The organism is Pseudoalteromonas lipolytica, from assembly GCF_001306915.1.
Lineage (GTDB): Bacteria > Pseudomonadota > Gammaproteobacteria > Enterobacterales > Alteromonadaceae > Pseudoalteromonas > Pseudoalteromonas simplex.
In genome coordinates, this window is sequence record NZ_LJTC01000005.1 from 51453 (window position 1) to 70928 (window position 19476).

A 19476-nucleotide genomic window follows, 5' to 3' on the forward strand; every position below is an offset into this window, starting at 1 on the left:
ACTTAATGTAAGCGGTTACATTTTAAAAATCGGGTTCGGCGATTTTTTTTGGAAAGAAATGTAAGCGCTTACAAAAATAGACAACAACATAAAATAAAACCAAATCTGGAGATTTGCATGAACCACACACTTTTCAAGAAAAAGCAGCTTGCTATTAGCCTGTCTATGGCAATGGGTTTAAGCGCGCTAGTTCCTCACTCAGCAGTCGCCGAAGAACAGCCCGACAAAGCAAGTGATATTGAAGTAATACAAGTATCAGGTATTCGCGGAAGCCTAGTAAAATCAATGGATATCAAGCGTCAATCTGCGGGGGTTGTTGATGCAATTACCTCTGAAGACATTGGTAAATTCCCTGATACCAACCTAGCTGAATCTTTGCAACGTATTACCGGTGTGTCTATTGACCGTAGTAATGGTGAAGGTAGCAAAATTACGGTTCGTGGTTTTGGCCCTGAATTTAACTTAGTAACCCTTAACAATCGCCAAATGCCAACAACTGGCGGTCGTTCATTTGATTTTGGTGACATCGCAACAGAAAGTGTGAGCGGTGTTGAAGTATATAAAACAGCACGTTCTGATATCCCTAGCGGGGGTATTGGTGCAACAGTTAATATCACTACAGCTAAACCACTTTCTAATCCTGGTTTGCACGCTTCGATTGGTGCAAAAGCAGTTCACGACACATCAAACGAAACAGGTGATGATGTAACCCCTGAGCTTTCAGGTATCTACAGCAACACATTCAACGATGACAAATTCGGGATTTTAATTTCAGGCTCAGTTCAAGAACGTGATAACCGCGAACAATCAATGGCAGTTGATAACTGGATCCCAAATGTTGATATTTCATCGTCTCCTGATTTAGCACTGACAGATAACAACCAGCGCGCAGATGGTGCAACCTGGTATCCGCAAAATGCAGGTTACGCGTTTTCAGACAATTCACGCAAACGTACCAATGGTCAACTTGTGCTGCAATACGCACCGAATGACCGCATTACTGCAACCGTTGATTACACTTACTCAAAACTCGAGTTTGAAAAAGATGGCCGTAGCTTTGGTGTATGGTTCAATAATGGTGGTAATGTCAGCGCAGCAACTATCAATGAAAAAGGTACTTACACGCAGGTAACTGAAATTGGTGGTGACTACTCTACAAACTTAAACCGTGGTGCAACAACCAACGAAAATAAATCGCTTGGTTTAAACATTGATTGGCAAGTAACAGACAATTTAAACATTGAGTTTGATGCGCATAACTCATCGGCTGAAAGTGCCGGTGTAGGTATTGGCCACGATGCGTTTATGATCATTGGTAACACATCATGTTCATGGTGTGAAAACCCAACGGTTAATATCGACGAAAAAATGGCTGACTTTAGCCAAGGCGAAATTCCGCTTATTGATATGACCTTAACCAATGGCCAAGCAGAAATTTTACCGAGCGATATGGGAACCCTTTTCGCCGGTGTAAACAAAGATACCAACACTAACGATCTTGACCAATACCAGTTAAAAGGTACGTGGTATAACGAAGACAGCGGTGCTCTATCGAGCATTAACTTTGGTGTATCACACACTAAAATCGATTTCCGTACGACAACAGCCTACTCAGGTCAGCTTGCTGCTGGTTGGTGGTTGAACTCTGCGGATTGGTACGATGACAGCATGTTCACTCGTGTCGACAGCTCAGGTTTACTTGATGGCTTCTCTGGTGGTGGTAGCGATAAGTTATTAAATTACTACTACGATGCTGATTTTGATGAGATTGTCGCGATTGCCGAAAGCATTGACTGTGATCACCCTGATGGCGGTATTGGCGCATGTAGCTGGCCTGCTGATGTAAACGGCATGGTGCAAGCGGGTCCAATCGATGACGACCACCGTGTAAGCGAAGAAACAACGGCGGTATACGCACAAGCTAACTTCGAAACAGAATTTAACGGTATGCCAGTGAACATCACTGCGGGTTTACGTTACGAATCAACAGATGTTACAGCAAACAGCTTAGAGCGCCCTGCTGTTGCAATGGAATGGGTTAACGGTAACGAATGGTCTTACATTTACGCTGATGAACGCTCATTCTCAAACGGTGAAGGTAGTAGCAAAGAGTTTCTACCTAGCATCGATATGAATATCGAAGTAGTTGAAGACGTTATTGCACGTTTCTCTTACAGCCGCAGCCTTGCTCGTCCTCCTGTAGGCGCGCTTCGCTCAACAACGTCATTCTTAGGTAACCCGAAAGTGGGTCAACGTAAAGTGGCTGTGGGTAACCCGAACTTGAAACCTTATACTTCAGATAATATCGACCTATCACTTGAATACTACTACGGTGAAGGCAGCTATATGTCTGCGGGTTACTATCGTAAGCAAGTTGATAACTTCCTTGTAAATATCACAACCGAAGAGACGATTGACGGTATTACAGACCCATTCATCGGTGATCGTGCTGAACAAGCGCGTGACGATTTAGCGGCAGCGGGTGAGCAACCATCTGACCAAGCAATTCACGATAAGATCAACGAAAACCAAGGCACAGAAGAAGGCACACCTATCGTTGGTAACGATACAGATCCTCTAGCAAACTTCTTCGTATCGCGTGATAACAACGTTGAAACAGCAAATCTATGGGGCTGGGAACTAGCAGCGCAACATATGTTTGGTGATTCTGGCTTTGGTATTGCCGCTAACGCGACTTTCGTATTTGGTGATGTTGAAGCAGACCGAGATGCTATTGGCTATCAATTTGCCCTACCGGGTTTAAGTGATTCAGCTAACTTCTCTGCGATTTATGATTTAAACGGTTTATCTGCTCGTATTTCTTATAACTGGCGTGATGAGTTCTTAACAGGCTTTGACCAACATGCTTCACCAATCTTTACTGAGTCTTATGGCCAGTGGGATATTAACGTGAACTATTCAGTTAACGAGAACCTAACGGTGTTTGTTGAAGGTCTAAACCTGACAGATGAAACGCAACGTACTTACGTTCGTTACTCTGAGCAGCTGTTACGTGCAAACCAATACGGTGCGCGCTACAACATCGGCTTCCGCTACTCGTTCTAGCATTTTGTTGTCAAAAAAGCCGCTCAACAGCGGCTTTTTTTTTCATAATTATGCTAGTTTGTCTACATAGCATTTGAGATGGCCTTAAACATGCAAAAGAATGAAGTAAAAAAAGTCGTCATTTTAGGTGGTGGTACAGCAGGTTGGTTATCTGCAGGTTTAATTGCTGCCCAGCCTCATTTAACTCACAACGCACAAATTACCCTGATTGAGTCGCCCGATATTGCCACCATTGGTGTCGGTGAAGGTACTTGGCCAACCATGCGACAAACCTTAAAAACCATCGGCATTAGCGAAAGTGAATTTATTCAACGCTGTGATGCTTCTTTTAAACAAGGCTCACGCTTTGATGGCTGGTGCGACGATGAAGGCGACGCACATTATTACCACCCGTTCAGCTTACCGGTGGCATATCAGCAATTAAATATTGCACCTTATTGGTTTGCCAACAAAGATGCCGTGAGTTTCAGCCACGCGGTGGCAAGCCAAACCTACTTATGCGATCACCATAAAGCACCGAAAAACCACTTACATAGTGCCTATCATGGTGAAGCAAACTATGGCTATCATTTAAATGCTGGTAAGTTTGCCATGCTGCTACAACAACACTGCACTACCAAGCTAAACGTTGAGCATATCGTCAGTCATGTTGAATGCATCAATAGTGATGAAGATGGCTATATTAGTTCATTGCAAACCCGCGATCATGGCACTATTGCGGGTGATTTATTTATTGATTGCTCTGGCACCCACGCAAAGCTGTTACATCAACATTACGGGATAGAGCTAATCGAGCAACACGATGTGTTATTTAACGATCGAGCAGTTGCCGTACAGGTGCCCTATTTAAACCCGCAGCAAGAGATCCTTTCTTATACCAAAGCCACGGCGCAAGATGCCGGTTGGATTTGGGATATCGGCTTACAAAGCCGCCGTGGTCTAGGTATGGTGTACTCAAGTCGTTTTGCCAATAGCGAAGATGCGAAACAAGCGCTTAGCCAGTACATTGCAAAAACCCAGCCTGGCACAGCACAAAATGAACTGATATTTCGTGAAATTAGTTTTACGCCCGGCTATAGACGCCGTTTTTGGTATAAAAACTGTTTAGCTATTGGTATGTCTGCAGGCTTTATTGAACCACTTGAAGCCTCAGCGTTAGTCATGGTGGAGCTTGGCCTTAATAACTTACTTGCTAATTTCCCAACACATCGTGCTGCAATGCCGACACTGGCAAAACGTTTTGATGAGCAGTGCCATTATCGCTGGAAACGTATCATTGAGTTTTTAAAGCTGCATTATGTGTTGTCAAAGCGCACAAGCCCTTATTGGCAAGCTCATAAAGAGGCAAACTCAATTCCTCTGCAACTTCAAGAAAACTTAGCACTTTGGCAATATCAAAGTCCGTGGTTAAACGACTTTGACCGTGCTCAAGAGGTCTTCTCTGCAGCCAGTTACCAGTATGTACTTTATGGAATGAAGCAATTGCCACAGTTTCCTGTACTTGCAATGCCTGCGGCAATTATTGAGCATTTTAGTGCTAACCAACAACAAGCCAAACGCGGATTACAACAACTACCCACTAACCGCGAGCTGTTAAATCATATTCAGCAATTTGGTATACAACCTATTTAATCTCAGTATTAGGAGGCCCAATGGCCAATCATGTCTTACTTGATAACATCAGCCATAAAGACCTAAAAGTGACCACCACACGCGGTGCTAACTGGGGCGACAATATTAGCTGCGCTACCGTATTTCCAAGTGAGTTTGCTAAAGTTCAAGCAAATCAACCTATCGTATTTCGTAAGCACCCACAAACAGGTCAATTCGAAGCCCTCGCTTTATTTGGTTTTGAAAATGGTGAGAACTTGCTGCTAAACGAGCAAGGCGAATTGCAACTGAGTTACTTACCGCTAAGTATGCAGCGCCAGCCATTTTTAATTGGCCAACAAACCCAGTATAACAACGGTATTCCTGAGCAATCTCTGGTGGTACATATTGATTTAGACAGCCCACGCATAAGCACACATGATGGCGAAGCCATTTTCCTTGAACATGGTGGAAATAGCGAATACTTAAATCATATTGCTCAAGTACTTAACGCGTTACATCAAGAACACCAAACAATTAATCTGTTTTTTGAGCGTTTGCTTAGCGTTAATTTACTCGAAGCTTTCAGTATTGAATATGCAGATAAAAATGGCGAAAAAGTCACAGTAAGCGACTTTTATACTATTAACCAACAGGTGCTAAACGGCTTAACCGCTGAACAGCTTAAGCAGTTACAACAGCAAGGTGACCTACAGGCTATTTATATGGTGCTGGCATCAATGGAGCACATTCCTCATTTGCTTAATAAAAAATGGGCTCAGCAGTAATGTTTGCGGCTGCGCCAATAAAAGAATGCCAGGCTTCAAGCATTGCTGATCTAAAAGTGTTTTTAGCTGAGCAAACTGAACCACTGGTCATCAGAGGTCTCTGCGTTGATTGGCCCCAAGTCATGGCAGCTAAACAAAGTTCTAAAAACGCCTTAGACTACCTTTTAGGGCTTGCCAATAACGCCCCAGTACGCAGTTTTAGCAGCCAAGCAATTCATCAGGGACGCTATTTTTATAACGCTGATTTCTCAGGGCTTAATTTCTCACAGCACGCCGATAACCTAGTTTCTGTGCTGCAAAAATTAGCACGTTCAATCACACAAACCGACAGTGATTCACTGTATATGGGCTCTACTGCTGTGGAGTATTGCGCTCCGGGCTTTAGTGTTAAAAACCCATTAACAGTGACCGATTATAACTGCTTAACCAGCCTCTGGGTGGGAAATCATAGTCAGATTGCCGCTCACTATGACAACGCCGATAACCTAGCTTGTGTTGCTGCGGGTAAGCGTACCTTTACTCTGTTGCCAACTGATCAGGTCAATAATCTTTACGTTGGTCCACTCGAATTTACACCCGCTGGGCAAGCGGTTAGCTTGGTTGATTTTAATAACCCCGATTTCAACCGTTTTCCACGTTTTAAAGAGGCTATAGCAAAGACGCAATCGGCAACTCTTGGCCCTGGCGACGCTATTTATATTCCAGCGCTTTGGTGGCATCAGGTTAGCGCAACCAGTCCGTTTAATGTGTTGGTGAACTATTGGTGGCGACAAGCCCCAGAGTATTTAGCAAACCCATTTGATGCCATGCTGCACAGTATGCTGGCAATTAAAGACTTACCAAACGAGCATAAACAAAAATGGCAGCAACTCTTTAATCATTATGTGTTTGCTGATGATGTGGATTTAGCAAGCCACGTTGCTGAGCCTGCGCAAGGGATATTAGCCGATATCGACGAACTAACGGCCAGAAAAATAAGACAACTATTACTGCAAAAACTCAACCGATAGAATGAACCAAAAGCCAGCGGATGCAACGAGTTCGGCGAAGCATCTGCAGGCTCTTGGTTCATAATTCACTTATAGCAATCCGCTTAATTAAGTACTATTGCGGATTGGTCTTACCCTTTATTTGTACTGCTGATGGCTGCTTTGTTGCACAGCCGATACCTGTTTCACTATTTTTACTACATTGAAAAACACGTACGTAATCCACCAGCATTTGCTTAGGATAACCTGCAAAATCAACGCCTTTAGCATTCACATTTGCTGGCCAGTTTCCGCCTACTGCAAAGTTAAGCAGTAAATGAAAACGCTGATCAAACGGAGCAAAGCCGGTATTTTCTATAAACGAGCCGTCTTGTTGTTGTGATGTTGAATACCACTGGTCGTGGCGAAATGTCGCATAGTGAACATCATCAACATACCAACGAATTTCATCTTGCTGCCATTCAAGGGCATAAACATGAAAGTTATCAGCCGGGTTATTAGCTTCGCTAAAACGGTACGGCGAACCGCTGTAAACATTTTTGGGTGCAGGACCACCGTAATGCAAGGTGCCGTGTACGCGCGTTTCAAGGCTGCCAGCTGGCGCTGTTTTGTCATCAGTGAGAGTCTTTAGATTAACTGCTTCCATGATGTCTATTTCGCCTGATGATGCCCAGCGACCATAACGCCAATCAGTTGGTAACATCCAAATTGCTGGCCACGCGCCTTGCCCTGCTGGCAATTTAGCGCGAATTTCAAACCGCCCGTATCGCCAATCAGCTAAGTTTTTAGTGCGTAAACGAGCAGAAGTGAACGGCTGAGTCGCTTGTTTTTCTCGCTCAGCATCGCTACTCACTTCATCGCTATTATGCAACGGCCCAGTGTATTGCTCTTGGCGAGCAACAATATGCAATAGGCCATCTTTAACAAAACTGTTTTCGCTACGCGCGGTATAGCATTGCAGCTCATCATTACCGCCACCTCGACAGTTTACTTCATGTTGCCACTTAGTTAGGTCGAGATCATTTTGCGAAAATTCGTCTTGCCAAACTAACTGCCAGCCTTCTCCTAGGCTGGCTTTGACAGGCGCTGGGGTTTGCTGACAGGCACTAAGCGCACCTGTTAGCAAAATAACAGCATACGATTTTACTGACATGAGACTGTTGCGTCCTCGGTGTGCGCGCTCGTTACTGATAGTTTAGCAATTGATACGTGCCATGCACCTTCAGTGGCTAATTGCCAAGGCGAGAATACTTGCCCAAGCTGCACACCTTGCTCTGCAAAGCAGCTCAAATCTACGGTTAGCGTTTGCCAATCATTTGCTGCTTTAAGCTGTTTGCTAATATCAAATTGGCCGTCACAGTTTTCACCACATTGCATACCCAGCATTAGCGGCGCATCAGCAGCTTGGTCTACCTTAATTTGCATTTGCAGTTGACCCGCTTTTTCAACGTATGAACGTAAATCCGATGGGAAAGCCGCCATTAAACGAACCGAAGCCGCTTCTTTACCATTAAAGCTGATTGCGCGCGCATCTTCTTGTACGTCTTTATCAAAGGTTTTTACGCTAACAGCGTTAAGGGCTGCACGGCTACTGGTCATGGCTTGTTGCTCAGAACCACTTTGTAGTTGCAGTGACCACGGTGCTTTTACGGCACGTTCAAATAATACTAAGTCTTCTAATTTAGCGGCAACTTGTGATTTTTCGCTAAGGTCATCTGCTAATGTGTTTTTATCTTGGTAAGTTAAACCAAAGCCATATGGCAGTAGTGGCGAGTAGTCTTTATCACCACGGTTTTGGTTACCTACCGGGTTATTTGGCCACGAGAACGATAACTTACCTTTAAAGTCATGATTGATAGAACCATCTTGCTTTTTAAAGATAACATCGCTGATTGCATCACCTTCACTGCCTGGTAACCAAGTTGCAACAAACGCATCACTGGCATTCAGCTCTGCATTCACCCACATTGGGCGGCCACTAATAAATAGCGACACCACAGGAATACCGGCATCTTTTAGCTTTTTAAGCAGGGCTAAATCAGTTTTATTACCACGTTGGTATTCAAGGTTATCTAAATCACCATTACCTTCTGCATACGGCTGTTCACCAAACACCACAATCGCGACATCTGGCTTAGATTCAAATTCGCCATTCACATTGTATTGAACCTGACCACCGGCTTGCTCAACTGTATTTTTGATCCCATCAAAAATTGAAGAACCACCCGGGAAGTCGCTATTCTCGTTACCTGTACCCTGCCAAGTGATTGTCCAACCACCTGACTGCATACCGATGTTATCTGCGCCCTGACCGGCAACTAATACATTTGCATTTGCTGATAGCGGTAACAACTGTTGTTTATTTTTCAGTAGTACCAGTGATTCACGGACTGCTTGTTTTGCAACTGCGCGATGTTCTGCACTACCAATGATTTCTGTTTTACCTGAAAGCGGACGCTTGGCAGGGCTTGGCTTATCAAACAAACCAGCGCGCATTTTTACACGTAAGATACGTGTTACTGCATCATCGATACGGCTTTGTGCAATTTCGCCACTTTTAACTTGCTTAATAAGGTTTTCGTAAAGTGGTTTCCATGCATCTGTCGGTACCATGTACACATCAAGACCAGCATTTGCAGCCTGCGCACAGTTGCCATTAGTACAACCCGGAATTTGACCGTGGCCGTTCCAGTCACCAACAACAAAACCATCAAAACCCATTTTATCTTTTAGCACGTCGGTAAGTAGGTATTTACTGCCATGAATTTTTTCACCATTCCAGCTGTTGAATGACGCCATTACGGTTTGCGCCCCCGCACCTAAGCCGCCTACATAACCTTGCGCATGAATATCAAATAACTCTTGCTCAGATGCCGTGTTATTACCTTGGTCATCACCACCTTCTGTGCCGCCATCACCTAAAAAGTGTTTAACCGTACTGATCACACGTTTATCAGATAAAAAGTCGTCATCAACCGCACCTTGCAACCCCTTAACAATGGCTGCTGAATACGCTTTTACAATTTCAGGGTCTTCAGAATAGCCTTCATAAGTTCGGCCCCAACGGTCGTCACGAACAACAGCCACAGTTGGTGCAAATACCCAGTCGATACCAGTTACCATCACTTCTTGCGCGGTAGCGGCGGCAATTTTTTCGATTAACTCAGGGTTGTTTGTTGCACCTAAACCAATGTTATGTGGAAATAATGTCGCACCAATTACGTTATTGTGACCATGCACGGCATCGGTACCCCACATAGTCGGAATTGAGCTGCCATCGAGCGAGTCATCAATTGAGGCTTGATACATTTTTTCAGCAAGATCAATCCAATCTGCAGCGCTGGCATGTTTATCATTATTAGGGAATGCGCCACCGCCATTGAGGTAAGAACCAAAGCCGTATTTACGCATATCTTCAACGGTTATATCGCGAATTTCTGGCTGGATCATTTGCGCAATTTTTTGCTCAAGGGTCATATTTGCCAACATTTTCGCAATTTGTGCTTCCATTTCTGGATTTGCTGCAATGCCCGTTTCGATATTTGGCCAAATTTCTTGCTCAGTGCTCACGTTGGTCACCTTATCTTGCCCAGTACAACCTAGCATGCTGACGCTTGCCATCATTAACGAACAGAGAGTAAATGTTTTTTTCAATTTCATTTTTTGCACCTATGAAGTCTGAGTTGATACTTTTGAGCCAACCAGCGCAAAGTAAGTAATATATAAATAACAGGCGATTGGTAAGAATAACGCCATTTGCACGCCAATAGAATCTGCTAATACGCCTTGTAGTAATGGAATAATCGCTCCCCCTACAATCGCTAAACATAAAATGCCTGAGCCTTTTGAGGTGTATTTGCCAAGGCCGTGTAAAGCAAGGCTAAAAATGGTTGGGAACATAATCGAGTTACATAATCCCACAAGCAAAATTGCCCACATAGCAAGGCTGCCCTCACCCGTCATAGCAATCAATACTAACAATACCGCCAACAAGCCATGGCATGCCAACACCTTGCCTGCATTAAATTTCTGCATTACAACTGCACCAATAAAACGGCCAACCATGGCTCCTGCAAAGTAGTAGCTAATATAATGCGCAGCTTCATTTTCTGGTAAACCAGCAATGTTATCTAGGGTCAAAAAGCCCACCAAAAAACTACCAATCGCCACTTCTGCGCCCACATACACAAAAATACCTACAGCACCTAAAATGAGGTGGCGGTAACGCCAAACACTGCCTAAATCAACAAAATCTTCTAAATCTTGATGTGCCGCTTCGCTATCACTTTCTTTACCTAGTTTTGGCAGTTTTAAAAATGCAAAGATAACCGCAAGTACCAACAAGCTTAACGACAACATTAAATAAGGGAGTTTCACTTCTTCTGCGGTGGCTTGACTAACCTCAGATAGAATTAACCAACCACCAAAAATTGGTGCAACCGTGGTTCCTAACGAGTTAAATGCTTGTGTCATAGTCAAACGCGAAGATGCTGTTTTTTGCGGACCAAGTACACTTACATAAGGATTGGCAGATACTTGTAAAATCGTGATGCCCGAGGCAAGGACAAACAAGGCTAGTAAAAATAATTCGTACACATGGGCAACCGCAGCTGGGTAAAACAGCGCACACCCCGCGGCTGCGACCACTAAGCCAACCACGATACCAAACTGGTAGCCAATACGACTGACCAACTTTCCAGCAGGGATCGACATCACAAAATACGCACCAAAGAAGCAAAACTGAATGAGCATAGCCTGCGTATAGTTAAGTGAAAACATACCTTTTAAATAAGGGATTAAAATGTCATTCAGACAGGTTATGAATCCCCACATAAAAAATAATGTGGTCAATGATGCCAGCGCAAAGTGCTGCTTAGGCATATCTGCTTGGCTTGCAGCAGCCGACACAGGGGTTGAAACATGAGCCATAATTTTCTTCTCTAGTTAATTATATTTATCAGTTTGTTACAGCAAGGTTTAATACTTAATCACTAACAGCAAATAGCGAAATATGTTGCAACATTAAATGTAAGCGCTTACATTTATAACATATAAATCATATTTAGCAATTTATTTGCAGAAAAATTGTAAGCGCTTACAACTGAGTCTAAGCTCTAATTTACTAAGCCTTACACTTAACCCGAAGGACGAGTATCTACTGTGTATAAATCAATTTCACTGTTACCAGATTCATCTTTACTCAAGCCCGAGTTCACGTTCGGTGTGGCAACAGCTTCATTTCAGATTGAAGGGGCACGCGATAAGCGCCTTGATTGTATCTGGGATACATTTTGCGAAAAGCCTGGCGCTATTGCTGACCAAAGCCATGGCGATGTAGCTTGTGACCATGTTGCACGTTGGCAGCAAGATGTCGAGATGATTGCAGATTTGGCTGTCGATGCTTACCGCTTATCTATTTCGTGGCCAAGGGTCATGCAGCAAGATGGCTCGGTTAACGAGCAAGGTATGGCGTTTTATGTTCAGTTATTAACGGCTTTAAAAGCGCGTAACATAAAAACCTATGTCACCTTATATCACTGGGATTTACCTCAATACCTTGAAGATAATGGCGGCTGGTTAAATCGCGAAACAGCCTATAAATTTAAAGACTATGCCGAACTTGTTACTCAACATTTAGGCCATTTGGTTGATTCATTCGCCACCTTGAACGAACCATTTTGTAGCGCTTATTTAGGCTATGAAGTGGGTGTACATGCACCTGGCATAAAATCACAACAAGCTGGCCGACAAGCAGCGCACCACTTACTACTCGCCCACGGCCTTGCTATGCAAGTATTACGTAAAAACTGCCCAAGCACAGAAGCAGGTATCGTATTAAACTTCAGCCCAACGTATCCTTTAACCGAAGATGATAAAAAAGCCGCAGAGCTTGCTGATCAATACCACAATCAATGGTATATCAAAGCGATTTTAGAAGGTGCTTACCCCTCTTTACTGGATGATTTAGCAGATGAAGTTAAACCAATTATTATTGCTGGCGATATGGCGATTATTCGTCAAGCCGTCGACTTTATTGGCGTTAACTATTATACCCGCATACACTACAAAAATACCGCTGATGGCTGGTTTGAAGAAGCAAGCCTTACGGATGTTCGTGTTACCGATATGGGCTGGGAAGTTTATCCACAAGGCTTAACTGAGCTTTTAGTATCATTGCATCAGCAATATGATTTACCAAAAATGTACATTACCGAAAATGGCGCAGCCATGGCCGACACGCTAGAAAATGGTGAAGTAAACGACATCGAGCGAGTAGATTATTATCACACTCATTTAAATGCAGTGTGTGATGCAATTCGCCAAGGCGTCAATATTCAAGGCTACTTTGCGTGGAGCTTAATGGACAACTTTGAGTGGGCCTATGGCTACGAAAAGCGCTTTGGGTTAGTTTATATTGACTACCAAAGCCAACAACGCATTTTAAAAGAAAGCGCAAAACAATATCGCGCGCTACTCAAACAGCGATAAAAATAACAACAATCGAGAACACACATGCTGACAAAAAGAGAAAAAATAGCCTACGGATTAGGCGACACAGCAAGTAATATCATCTTTCAAACGGTGATGTTATTTTTAACTTTTTTCTATACTGATATCTTTGGTATTTCACCCGCGATTGTTGGCACCTTGTTTTTGGTGGTGAGAGTCGTTGATGCCATCACCGACCCATTAATGGGAGCCTTAACCGATTCAACTCGCACTAGGTGGGGAAGCTATCGCCCCTACTTACTCTGGCTCGCTTTACCATTTGGGGTGATCAGCATGATCACCTTCACCACACCAGATCTACCTGAGTCAGGCAAAGTCATTTACGCCTTTGTCACTTACACTTTGCTGATGCTGGTGTACACCGCGATTAACATTCCTTACTCAGCGTTAGGTGGGGTATTAAGTGGCGACCCGAAAGAGCGAGTATCCATTCAATCTTATCGCTTTGTGTTTGGTATGCTGGGCGGCTTAATTGTCAGTGCCTGTACTTTGCCTTTGGTAAACTGGCTTGGCAAAGGTGATAACGCTACGGGCTACCAACTCACGATGGCCCTGATGAGCGGCTTAGGTGTGATCTTATTTTTGATTTGTTTTCGCTTTACCAAAGAGCGCGTAGCGGCGCATAACAGCTCATCGTTGAGCTGGAAAACCCGCATGAACACGCTATGGCAAAATGGCCCATTTAAAGTATTGTGCTTTGCTGCATTTATGCTGTTATCCAGTATGGTACTGCGCACCACCCTTGCCATTTACTATGTAAAATATGTACTTGGTGAAGCCGAGCTGGTCACCTACTTTGTTACCATCGGCATGATAGGTAATATTCTGGGCTGTGCCTGTGCAAACCCTCTTAGTAAACGCGTTGATAAAAAAACCGCCTATATTCGTTTGCAATACATCTCTGCGGCAATTAGTTGCGTGGCATTTTGGTTGCCAGGCGAACAACTTGCACTTGCCTTTGCGGTGTACTTTTTGTGGTGTTTTTTCACGCAAATGGCAACTCCGTTACTGTGGGCAAAAATGGCCGACACCATAGATTATGGGCAATGGAAAACCGGTGAAAGGCTAACAGGCCTAGTCTACGCAAGCGTGGTCTTTTTTATTAAGCTTGGCCTTGCTCTTGGCGGTGCCATTGCAGGTTGGTTATTGGCATTTTATGGCTATGAAGCCAATACCGAACTCAGTGAACACACGCTCTCGGGTATCTTAATTTCATTTACCCTTTACCCAGCAATAGGTAGTATGCTTGTCGCATTTATCATGAAAAGGTATATTCTTGATAATCAAACGGTTGAGCGGATCAGTGCCGATTTATCGTTAAAAAAGCATCCATAACTTTGTTTAAAAAGGAATAACATGGCCACCATTTACGAGGTGTCGAAACTTGCAGGCGTTTCTCTTGCAACCGTTTCGCGAGTAATGAACAACAATGCAAATGTCAGTGATGCAACACGTAAAAAGGTCACTGCCGCAATGGATGAGCTTGGCTATAGACCTAACTCAATTGCTCAGTCACTGGCATCAAATTGCTCGAACAGTGTTGGTCTACTGGTCTCTGAATTACAAGGCCCATTTTACGGGCCTATGATGAGCGGCATTGAAAATACCTTTCGTAATCAAGGCAAACACCTGATTATTGCTGCAGGTCACAGTGATGAAGAACGAGAAAAACAAGGGATTGAATTTTTAATTAGCCGTAACTGCGATGCGCTTATTTTGCATGTTGAAGCAGTCAGCGACGACTACCTAATTAAACTTAGCAAAGGCCGTACTCCGTTTGTACTAATCAACCGCTATATCAGCGAACTCAGTGACCGCTGCATTTTGCTTAATAATATTAAAGGCGGATATCTAGCGACTAAACATGTTCTAGAACAAGGTCATAAAGACATTGCCTACATCAGTGGACCAGCTTGGAAGCAAGATGCCAAAGACCGCCTAGAAGGCCACAAACAAGCGCTGGCTGAGTTTAACCTTGAGTTTGATGAAAACCTCTTATTTCAAGGTGATTTCATGGAAGCGAGCGGTTATGAGGGGTTAAAAGCGCTTCATCAACAAACGCATCCATTCACGGCGCTTATCTGTGCTAATGATGAAATGGCAGTGGGTGCCATGGCAAGCGCACGTGATTTAGGGCTAACGTTACCTAAGCAATTGTCGATTATGGGCTACGATAACGTGTTTTTCACCCGTCACGTTTACCCACAATTAACCACCATTAATTACCCCATAAATGAAATGGGCCGCATGGCTGCTGACTGGGTGTTAAACCAAGTTTATCAAAAACAAACACCGCCGTTACAAACGCTATTTGAACCTGAACTTATAGTCAGGCATTCAATTAGTCAGCAATAAGCTCGGATAACAAGCCAAGATTAATCGGTTTTAACAGCACTTGTTCTATATCAAGTTGTTTAATTCTTTCTGGCTCTGGTTCGGCGCCACTTACAATGACTAATTTTAAGTCGGGGTGGCGCTGTTTAATTTCTTTTGCTAAATCTAGCCCTCCACCATCAGGCAAATGCATATCCAGTAATACTTTAGCAAAATTTTGGTCGTCACTAAGTGTCTCAAGACACGCAGCACAACTTGGCGCTATGACAGTTTCAACACCTAAGCTTTCAAGCAATAATTGGGTAATCTGTGCTGCATCACTATCGTCTTCAACCAATAAATAACGCGTGCTTTGGTTGGTCATTTCAGGGCTGTCGTCTTGCTCAACCACAGGTGCAGTATTGCCTTCGCAAATGTAATGATTAAGCACTTGGTAAAGCAACCCAGAATCAACCGGCTTGGCAATCATATCGTTAAAACCAAGTGCGCTTAACTCAGTTTTCACCCCTTTCATGGTGGCTGCAGTAAGCGCGATAATTGGCCCTTGATAACCCATTTTACGAAGTTCAATAGTGGCTTCTTTACCGCCCATAACCGGCATATGCAAATCAATAAAAACAATATCAAAAGGCTCACCCGCTTGTTCTGCACTAGCGACTTTCTCAATAGCTTGTTTACCGTGTTCTGCGTATTCCACTTCAGCACCGGTCATAGTGATCATATGACCTACTAGGTTACGTAAATCTTTTAAGTCGTCGACCACTAATACCCGACCACTGGTTTCAAGGGTGGCTAATTTTTGTTGGCAATCTGGGTTTGAATCAAAACGCAGTACTTGGCGCTCAACATCACGAATGTTGCCCGGGTAGATAGAAAGGGTAAATTCTGAGCCCACGCCTTGCGTAGACTCAAGCTCAATAGAGCCTTGCATTCGACTAAGTAGCTCAGAACAAATGGCGAGGCCAAGCCCTGCTCCACCCACATCTCGGGATTCTACATCGGCAATTTGTTCAAATGGTTTAAAGATCAAAGCTTGTTTTTCGGCTGGGATTCCAAGACCTGTGTCTTTAATACTAAAAAACAGCATTTCGCGCTCATTAACCCAAGCAGTCCAAGCACGCACTGTGATCTCGCCTTGGTTAGTAAACTTAATTGCATTGTTGATGATGTTAATTAGGATTTGGCGTAACCGCGTCGCGTCTGTGTTGACAACTAAAGGTAAGGCTTGCTGAGATTCAAATTTAAGTGTTAAGCCTTTATCGACCGCTGAGACGCGCATTAAGGTATATACGTCCGCCATTAGGCTATCTAAATTGACATCACTGCAATTGAGCTCAAGTTTATCAGCAGCAATTTTTGATAGGTCGAGCACGTCATTAAGTAAGCTCAGTAGATGCTTACCATTTCGGTAAATCACACCCAGCTCGTTTTGAGCATGCTGGTTCTTACCACTTTGCATTAGTAACTCGGTATAACCCAAGATAGATGACAGAGGCGTACGTAACTCATGGCTTAAATGCGCCAAAAAACGGTCTTTAGAACGGTTTTCTGCTTCGGCTTTTAAGCGTTCAACACGCTCATCTTCAACATCTCGTCGTGCTAACGCATAACGAATAGCGCGGGCAAAGCGGCTAGAGTTCATCTCGTTTTTAACAAGGTAATCAACCGCACCGGCATCAAGCGCTGCAGAATCGAGTGCTTCATCTGATTGTCCGGTAAGCATGATAATCGGACCGCGAAAACCATTATCAACGGCCCGTTTTAGCACTTCGAGGCCATCAGAGGCACCTAAACGATAATCTAACAAACAAATATCATGCTTGTTTTCGCTCAGCACACTGATGGCCTGTTCAGGGCAACTTAACCACTCAACATCGAATGTATGGGAACCTAATTGCTCTAGGTAGTCGCAAGTAAGAATATAATCGTCTTCGTCGTCTTCTACTAAGAGTAATCGGGTTACCTTATCTAACATTCTTATTCCTTATAGCAATTTGCTTAATAAAATATTATCGCAAATTGGAATTAATCGTTCTGTGGTGTTGGCAGCTCTACAAACTCTACCCAGTATTTCCCTAATGTTTGCATTAACTCGACTAAACCTTCAAAAGTAACTGGCTTAGTAATGTATGATGCAGCCCCTAAGTCGTAGCCTTTAACCATATCTTCTTCTTGTTTTGATGTAGTTAAAATCACCACCGGAATACCCTTCAAGTTAGGGTTAGCTTTGATTGCTTGTAGAGCTTCACGGCCGTCCATACGCGGCATATTCAAATCGAGTAAAATCAAGCCCGGGCGCGGTGAGCTTTCTTTTTCACTAAATTTGCCTTTACGCTCAAGGTATTCAAGCAGTTCTACACCGTCTTCAACAAAAAACAACTCGTTTAATACACGGCTTTCGGCCAATGCATCTTGGGTTAATAAACGATCATCTTCGTCGTCATCAGCCATTAAAATGGTTATTGGTTTAACTTTATTAAGTGGCATTACGCCTCTCCTTGTAGTGTGAAAAGCGATGTTTCCACGGGTAATTTAAGAGTGAAGCTTGCACCCTCACCAACGCGACTACTTGCTGTTATTTCTCCGCCATGACGCTCCACAATACGGCGACAAACCGATAGTCCTATGCCTGTGCCTTTGTATTGCGAACGGCCATGTAACCGCTGGAACGGAACAAATATTTTTTCTAGGTATTCTTCTGAAAAGCCAATTCCGTTATCTGAAATTGTAATAACTTCCCACTCTACATCAGTGTGATGAACTTCGCTAAATTCTGAAATTCGCTGATATGCAATATCAATCACAGGCGCAACATTCTCACGTCTAAACTTTACTGCATTCGACAGAATGTTTAAGAACAACTGTAGCATTTGACTCGGGTCTGCTTGGATATGCGGTAAGGTATCGAGGTTAACCGTGGTCTCAGATTCTTTTATTGCGATTTCAAGATCATCAAGTACCTCTGCAACGACTTCATTCAAATCTGTATCAACAAAGTCCTTACCACGAGTGGTTACGCGTGAGAATTCAAGTAGGTCATTGATTAAATTAGACATACGCTGAGCGGCATTTTTCATACGATTAATGTAATCAACCCCTTTTTCGCCGAGCTCATCTTTAAACATCTTTTCAAGGCGGTCACTGAAGGCTTGAATCTTACGCAGTGGTTCTTGTAAATCATGACTTGCAACAAAGGCAAAGTCTTCAAGCTCTCTATTTGAGCGGCTTAGCTCATCTGAATAGATGGTTAACTCTTGCGTACGTTCTGCAACCTTTGCAGCCAAGTTTTCGTTTTGTTTTTCAAGGTCAGCTCGGTACTTAGTTTGATTGCGTATGTTGATACGGGTTAACACAAACATACCAATAAGCAGTAAAGCACTTGTCACTGCAGTAATCGCAAATGTTAACTTCGCTTCGTTTTTAATTTGTGAGAGCTTTGCAAACTGCTCTATTTTAAAATTAAGCTCACGCATTTGAATTTCATCAACTCCAGCGCGAATATCTTTATATAAATCACGACCTTGGTCTGTTAATAACAAGCGGCGAGCTTTCACGTCTTTATTTGCAAGAGCCAGATCGGTGGTTTTAGTCATCACTGCGACTTTATCGTTTACTAAATGAATTAAACGAGCAATGCGGTCTGCTTGACCGGGTATTTCTGAATGCAAGCTTTTCACAAGCATGATCTGCGCTTGCATTGAAGCGATAGCATCATTGTAAGGCAGTAAATAATCTTCTCGGTCACTAAGAAGATAACCTCGCTGACCTGACTCAGCCTGTACTACAGATAAATGTAGCCGCTCTATTGCAGTATTAAGTGAGTTAGTATTATCAAGACTACTTTGTGTTTCTGTTAGAGAGCGAATGCTATTGAGGGCTAAAAAAGCATTCGCCACCACGATACACAGCACCACGGCAATAAAGCCAGCCCAACTGACCGCTATTTTTCCTTTTTGTTTTTGCATTTGCTTCCCAATCAATGAGTGCTCAATCTGCTGCGTGAGTGTCACTTATTTCTTGTAAGTGTTCACTGCACTGCTGACAGTTTGTAATTATTTTATCTAATGCCTCGAGCGCTTTTTGCTTAGGCATATCATTTTCTAATACGAGCTTAACTAACTCTGCATTCATCGAAATACGGTTTAGCGGTGCACGAGCATCGTGCACCATTTTTCGTAAAGACTCGTTGTTACTCATAG

14 protein-coding genes are annotated in these 19476 nt (G+C 43.4%); 7 read left to right on the plus strand and 7 right to left on the minus strand.

Annotation, left to right across the window (positions count from 1 at the left end):
- The first annotated feature begins 117 nt into the window (after positions 1-117).
- The 4 genes from AOG27_RS08510 to AOG27_RS08525 all read left to right on the plus strand — a co-directional run bounded on the left by AOG27_RS08510 (position 118) and on the right by AOG27_RS08525 (position 6454).
- Complete coding sequence (locus AOG27_RS08510) at positions 118-3066, plus strand: TonB-dependent receptor (protein ID WP_054552599.1); 2949 nt, start codon at positions 118-120, stop codon at positions 3064-3066.
- Positions 3067-3156: 90 nt separating this feature from the next.
- Complete coding sequence (locus AOG27_RS08515) at positions 3157-4698, plus strand: tryptophan halogenase family protein (protein ID WP_054552877.1); 1542 nt, start codon at positions 3157-3159, stop codon at positions 4696-4698.
- Positions 4699-4718: 20 nt separating this feature from the next.
- Entirely contained in the window at positions 4719-5444 is a 726-nt protein-coding gene (locus AOG27_RS08520; protein ID WP_054552600.1) for a SapC family protein, read from the plus strand.
- A complete protein-coding gene (locus AOG27_RS08525; protein WP_161804346.1) occupies positions 5444-6454 on the plus strand; it encodes a cupin-like domain-containing protein in 1011 nt (336 codons plus the stop codon). The genes AOG27_RS08520 and AOG27_RS08525 overlap by 1 nt, the downstream gene beginning before the upstream one ends.
- A gap of 94 nt (positions 6455-6548) precedes the next feature.
- Here the strand turns inward: AOG27_RS08525 and AOG27_RS08530 are convergent, their stop codons facing one another.
- Genes AOG27_RS08530 through AOG27_RS08540 form a run of 3 tightly spaced genes read right to left on the minus strand, consistent with a single transcriptional unit; the run spans position 6549 to position 11362 of the window.
- A complete protein-coding gene (locus AOG27_RS08530) occupies positions 6549-7586 on the minus strand; it encodes a glycoside hydrolase family 16 protein (RefSeq protein WP_054552602.1) in 1038 nt (345 codons plus the stop codon).
- Positions 7577-10054, minus strand: a complete 2478-nt coding sequence (locus AOG27_RS08535; RefSeq protein ID WP_419177729.1) for a glycoside hydrolase family 3 protein — start codon at positions 10052-10054, stop codon at positions 7577-7579. Before AOG27_RS08535 ends, AOG27_RS08530 begins: the two co-directional genes overlap by 10 nt.
- 48 nt (positions 10055-10102) lie before the next feature.
- The gene (locus AOG27_RS08540; RefSeq protein ID WP_054552604.1) at positions 10103-11362 is read right to left on the minus strand and encodes a sugar MFS transporter; all 1260 of its coding nucleotides are present in this window, start codon (positions 11360-11362) and stop codon (positions 10103-10105) included.
- Positions 11363-11593: 231 nt separating this feature from the next.
- Here AOG27_RS08540 and AOG27_RS08545 point away from each other — a divergent pair, with 231 nt between their 5' ends.
- From AOG27_RS08545 to AOG27_RS08555, 3 genes are read left to right on the plus strand one after another with little or no spacing between them, the layout of a single operon-like run.
- Positions 11594-12922 carry a GH1 family beta-glucosidase gene (locus AOG27_RS08545; protein WP_054552605.1) on the plus strand — a complete coding sequence of 443 codons (1329 nt, stop codon included), beginning with the start codon at positions 11594-11596 and terminating at the stop codon, positions 12920-12922.
- A gap of 24 nt (positions 12923-12946) precedes the next feature.
- On the plus strand, positions 12947-14278 hold the full coding sequence (locus AOG27_RS08550) for a glycoside-pentoside-hexuronide (GPH):cation symporter (RefSeq protein WP_054552606.1): 1332 nt from the start codon (positions 12947-12949) through the stop codon (positions 14276-14278).
- Between the two features lie 21 nt (positions 14279-14299).
- Positions 14300-15298 carry a LacI family DNA-binding transcriptional regulator gene (locus tag AOG27_RS08555; RefSeq protein WP_054552607.1) on the plus strand — a complete coding sequence of 333 codons (999 nt, stop codon included), beginning with the start codon at positions 14300-14302 and terminating at the stop codon, positions 15296-15298.
- On the opposite strand, the gene AOG27_RS08560 is transcribed toward AOG27_RS08555, so the two are convergent.
- Genes AOG27_RS08560 through AOG27_RS08575 form a run of 4 tightly spaced genes read right to left on the minus strand, consistent with a single transcriptional unit; the run spans position 15285 to position 19474 of the window.
- Complete coding sequence (locus AOG27_RS08560) at positions 15285-17252, minus strand: response regulator (protein WP_054552608.1); 1968 nt, start codon at positions 17250-17252, stop codon at positions 15285-15287. The genes AOG27_RS08555 and AOG27_RS08560 overlap by 14 nt on opposite strands.
- Before the next feature lie 50 nt (positions 17253-17302).
- Entirely contained in the window at positions 17303-17764 is a 462-nt protein-coding gene (locus AOG27_RS08565) for a response regulator (RefSeq protein ID WP_054552609.1), read from the minus strand.
- Positions 17764-19242 carry a sensor histidine kinase gene (locus tag AOG27_RS08570; protein WP_054552610.1) on the minus strand — a complete coding sequence of 493 codons (1479 nt, stop codon included), beginning with the start codon at positions 19240-19242 and terminating at the stop codon, positions 17764-17766. Before AOG27_RS08570 ends, AOG27_RS08565 begins: the two co-directional genes overlap by 1 nt.
- 22 nt (positions 19243-19264) lie before the next feature.
- The gene (locus tag AOG27_RS08575) at positions 19265-19474 is read right to left on the minus strand and encodes a histidine kinase (protein WP_054552611.1); all 210 of its coding nucleotides are present in this window, start codon (positions 19472-19474) and stop codon (positions 19265-19267) included.
- Positions 19475-19476: the final 2 nt, after the last annotated feature.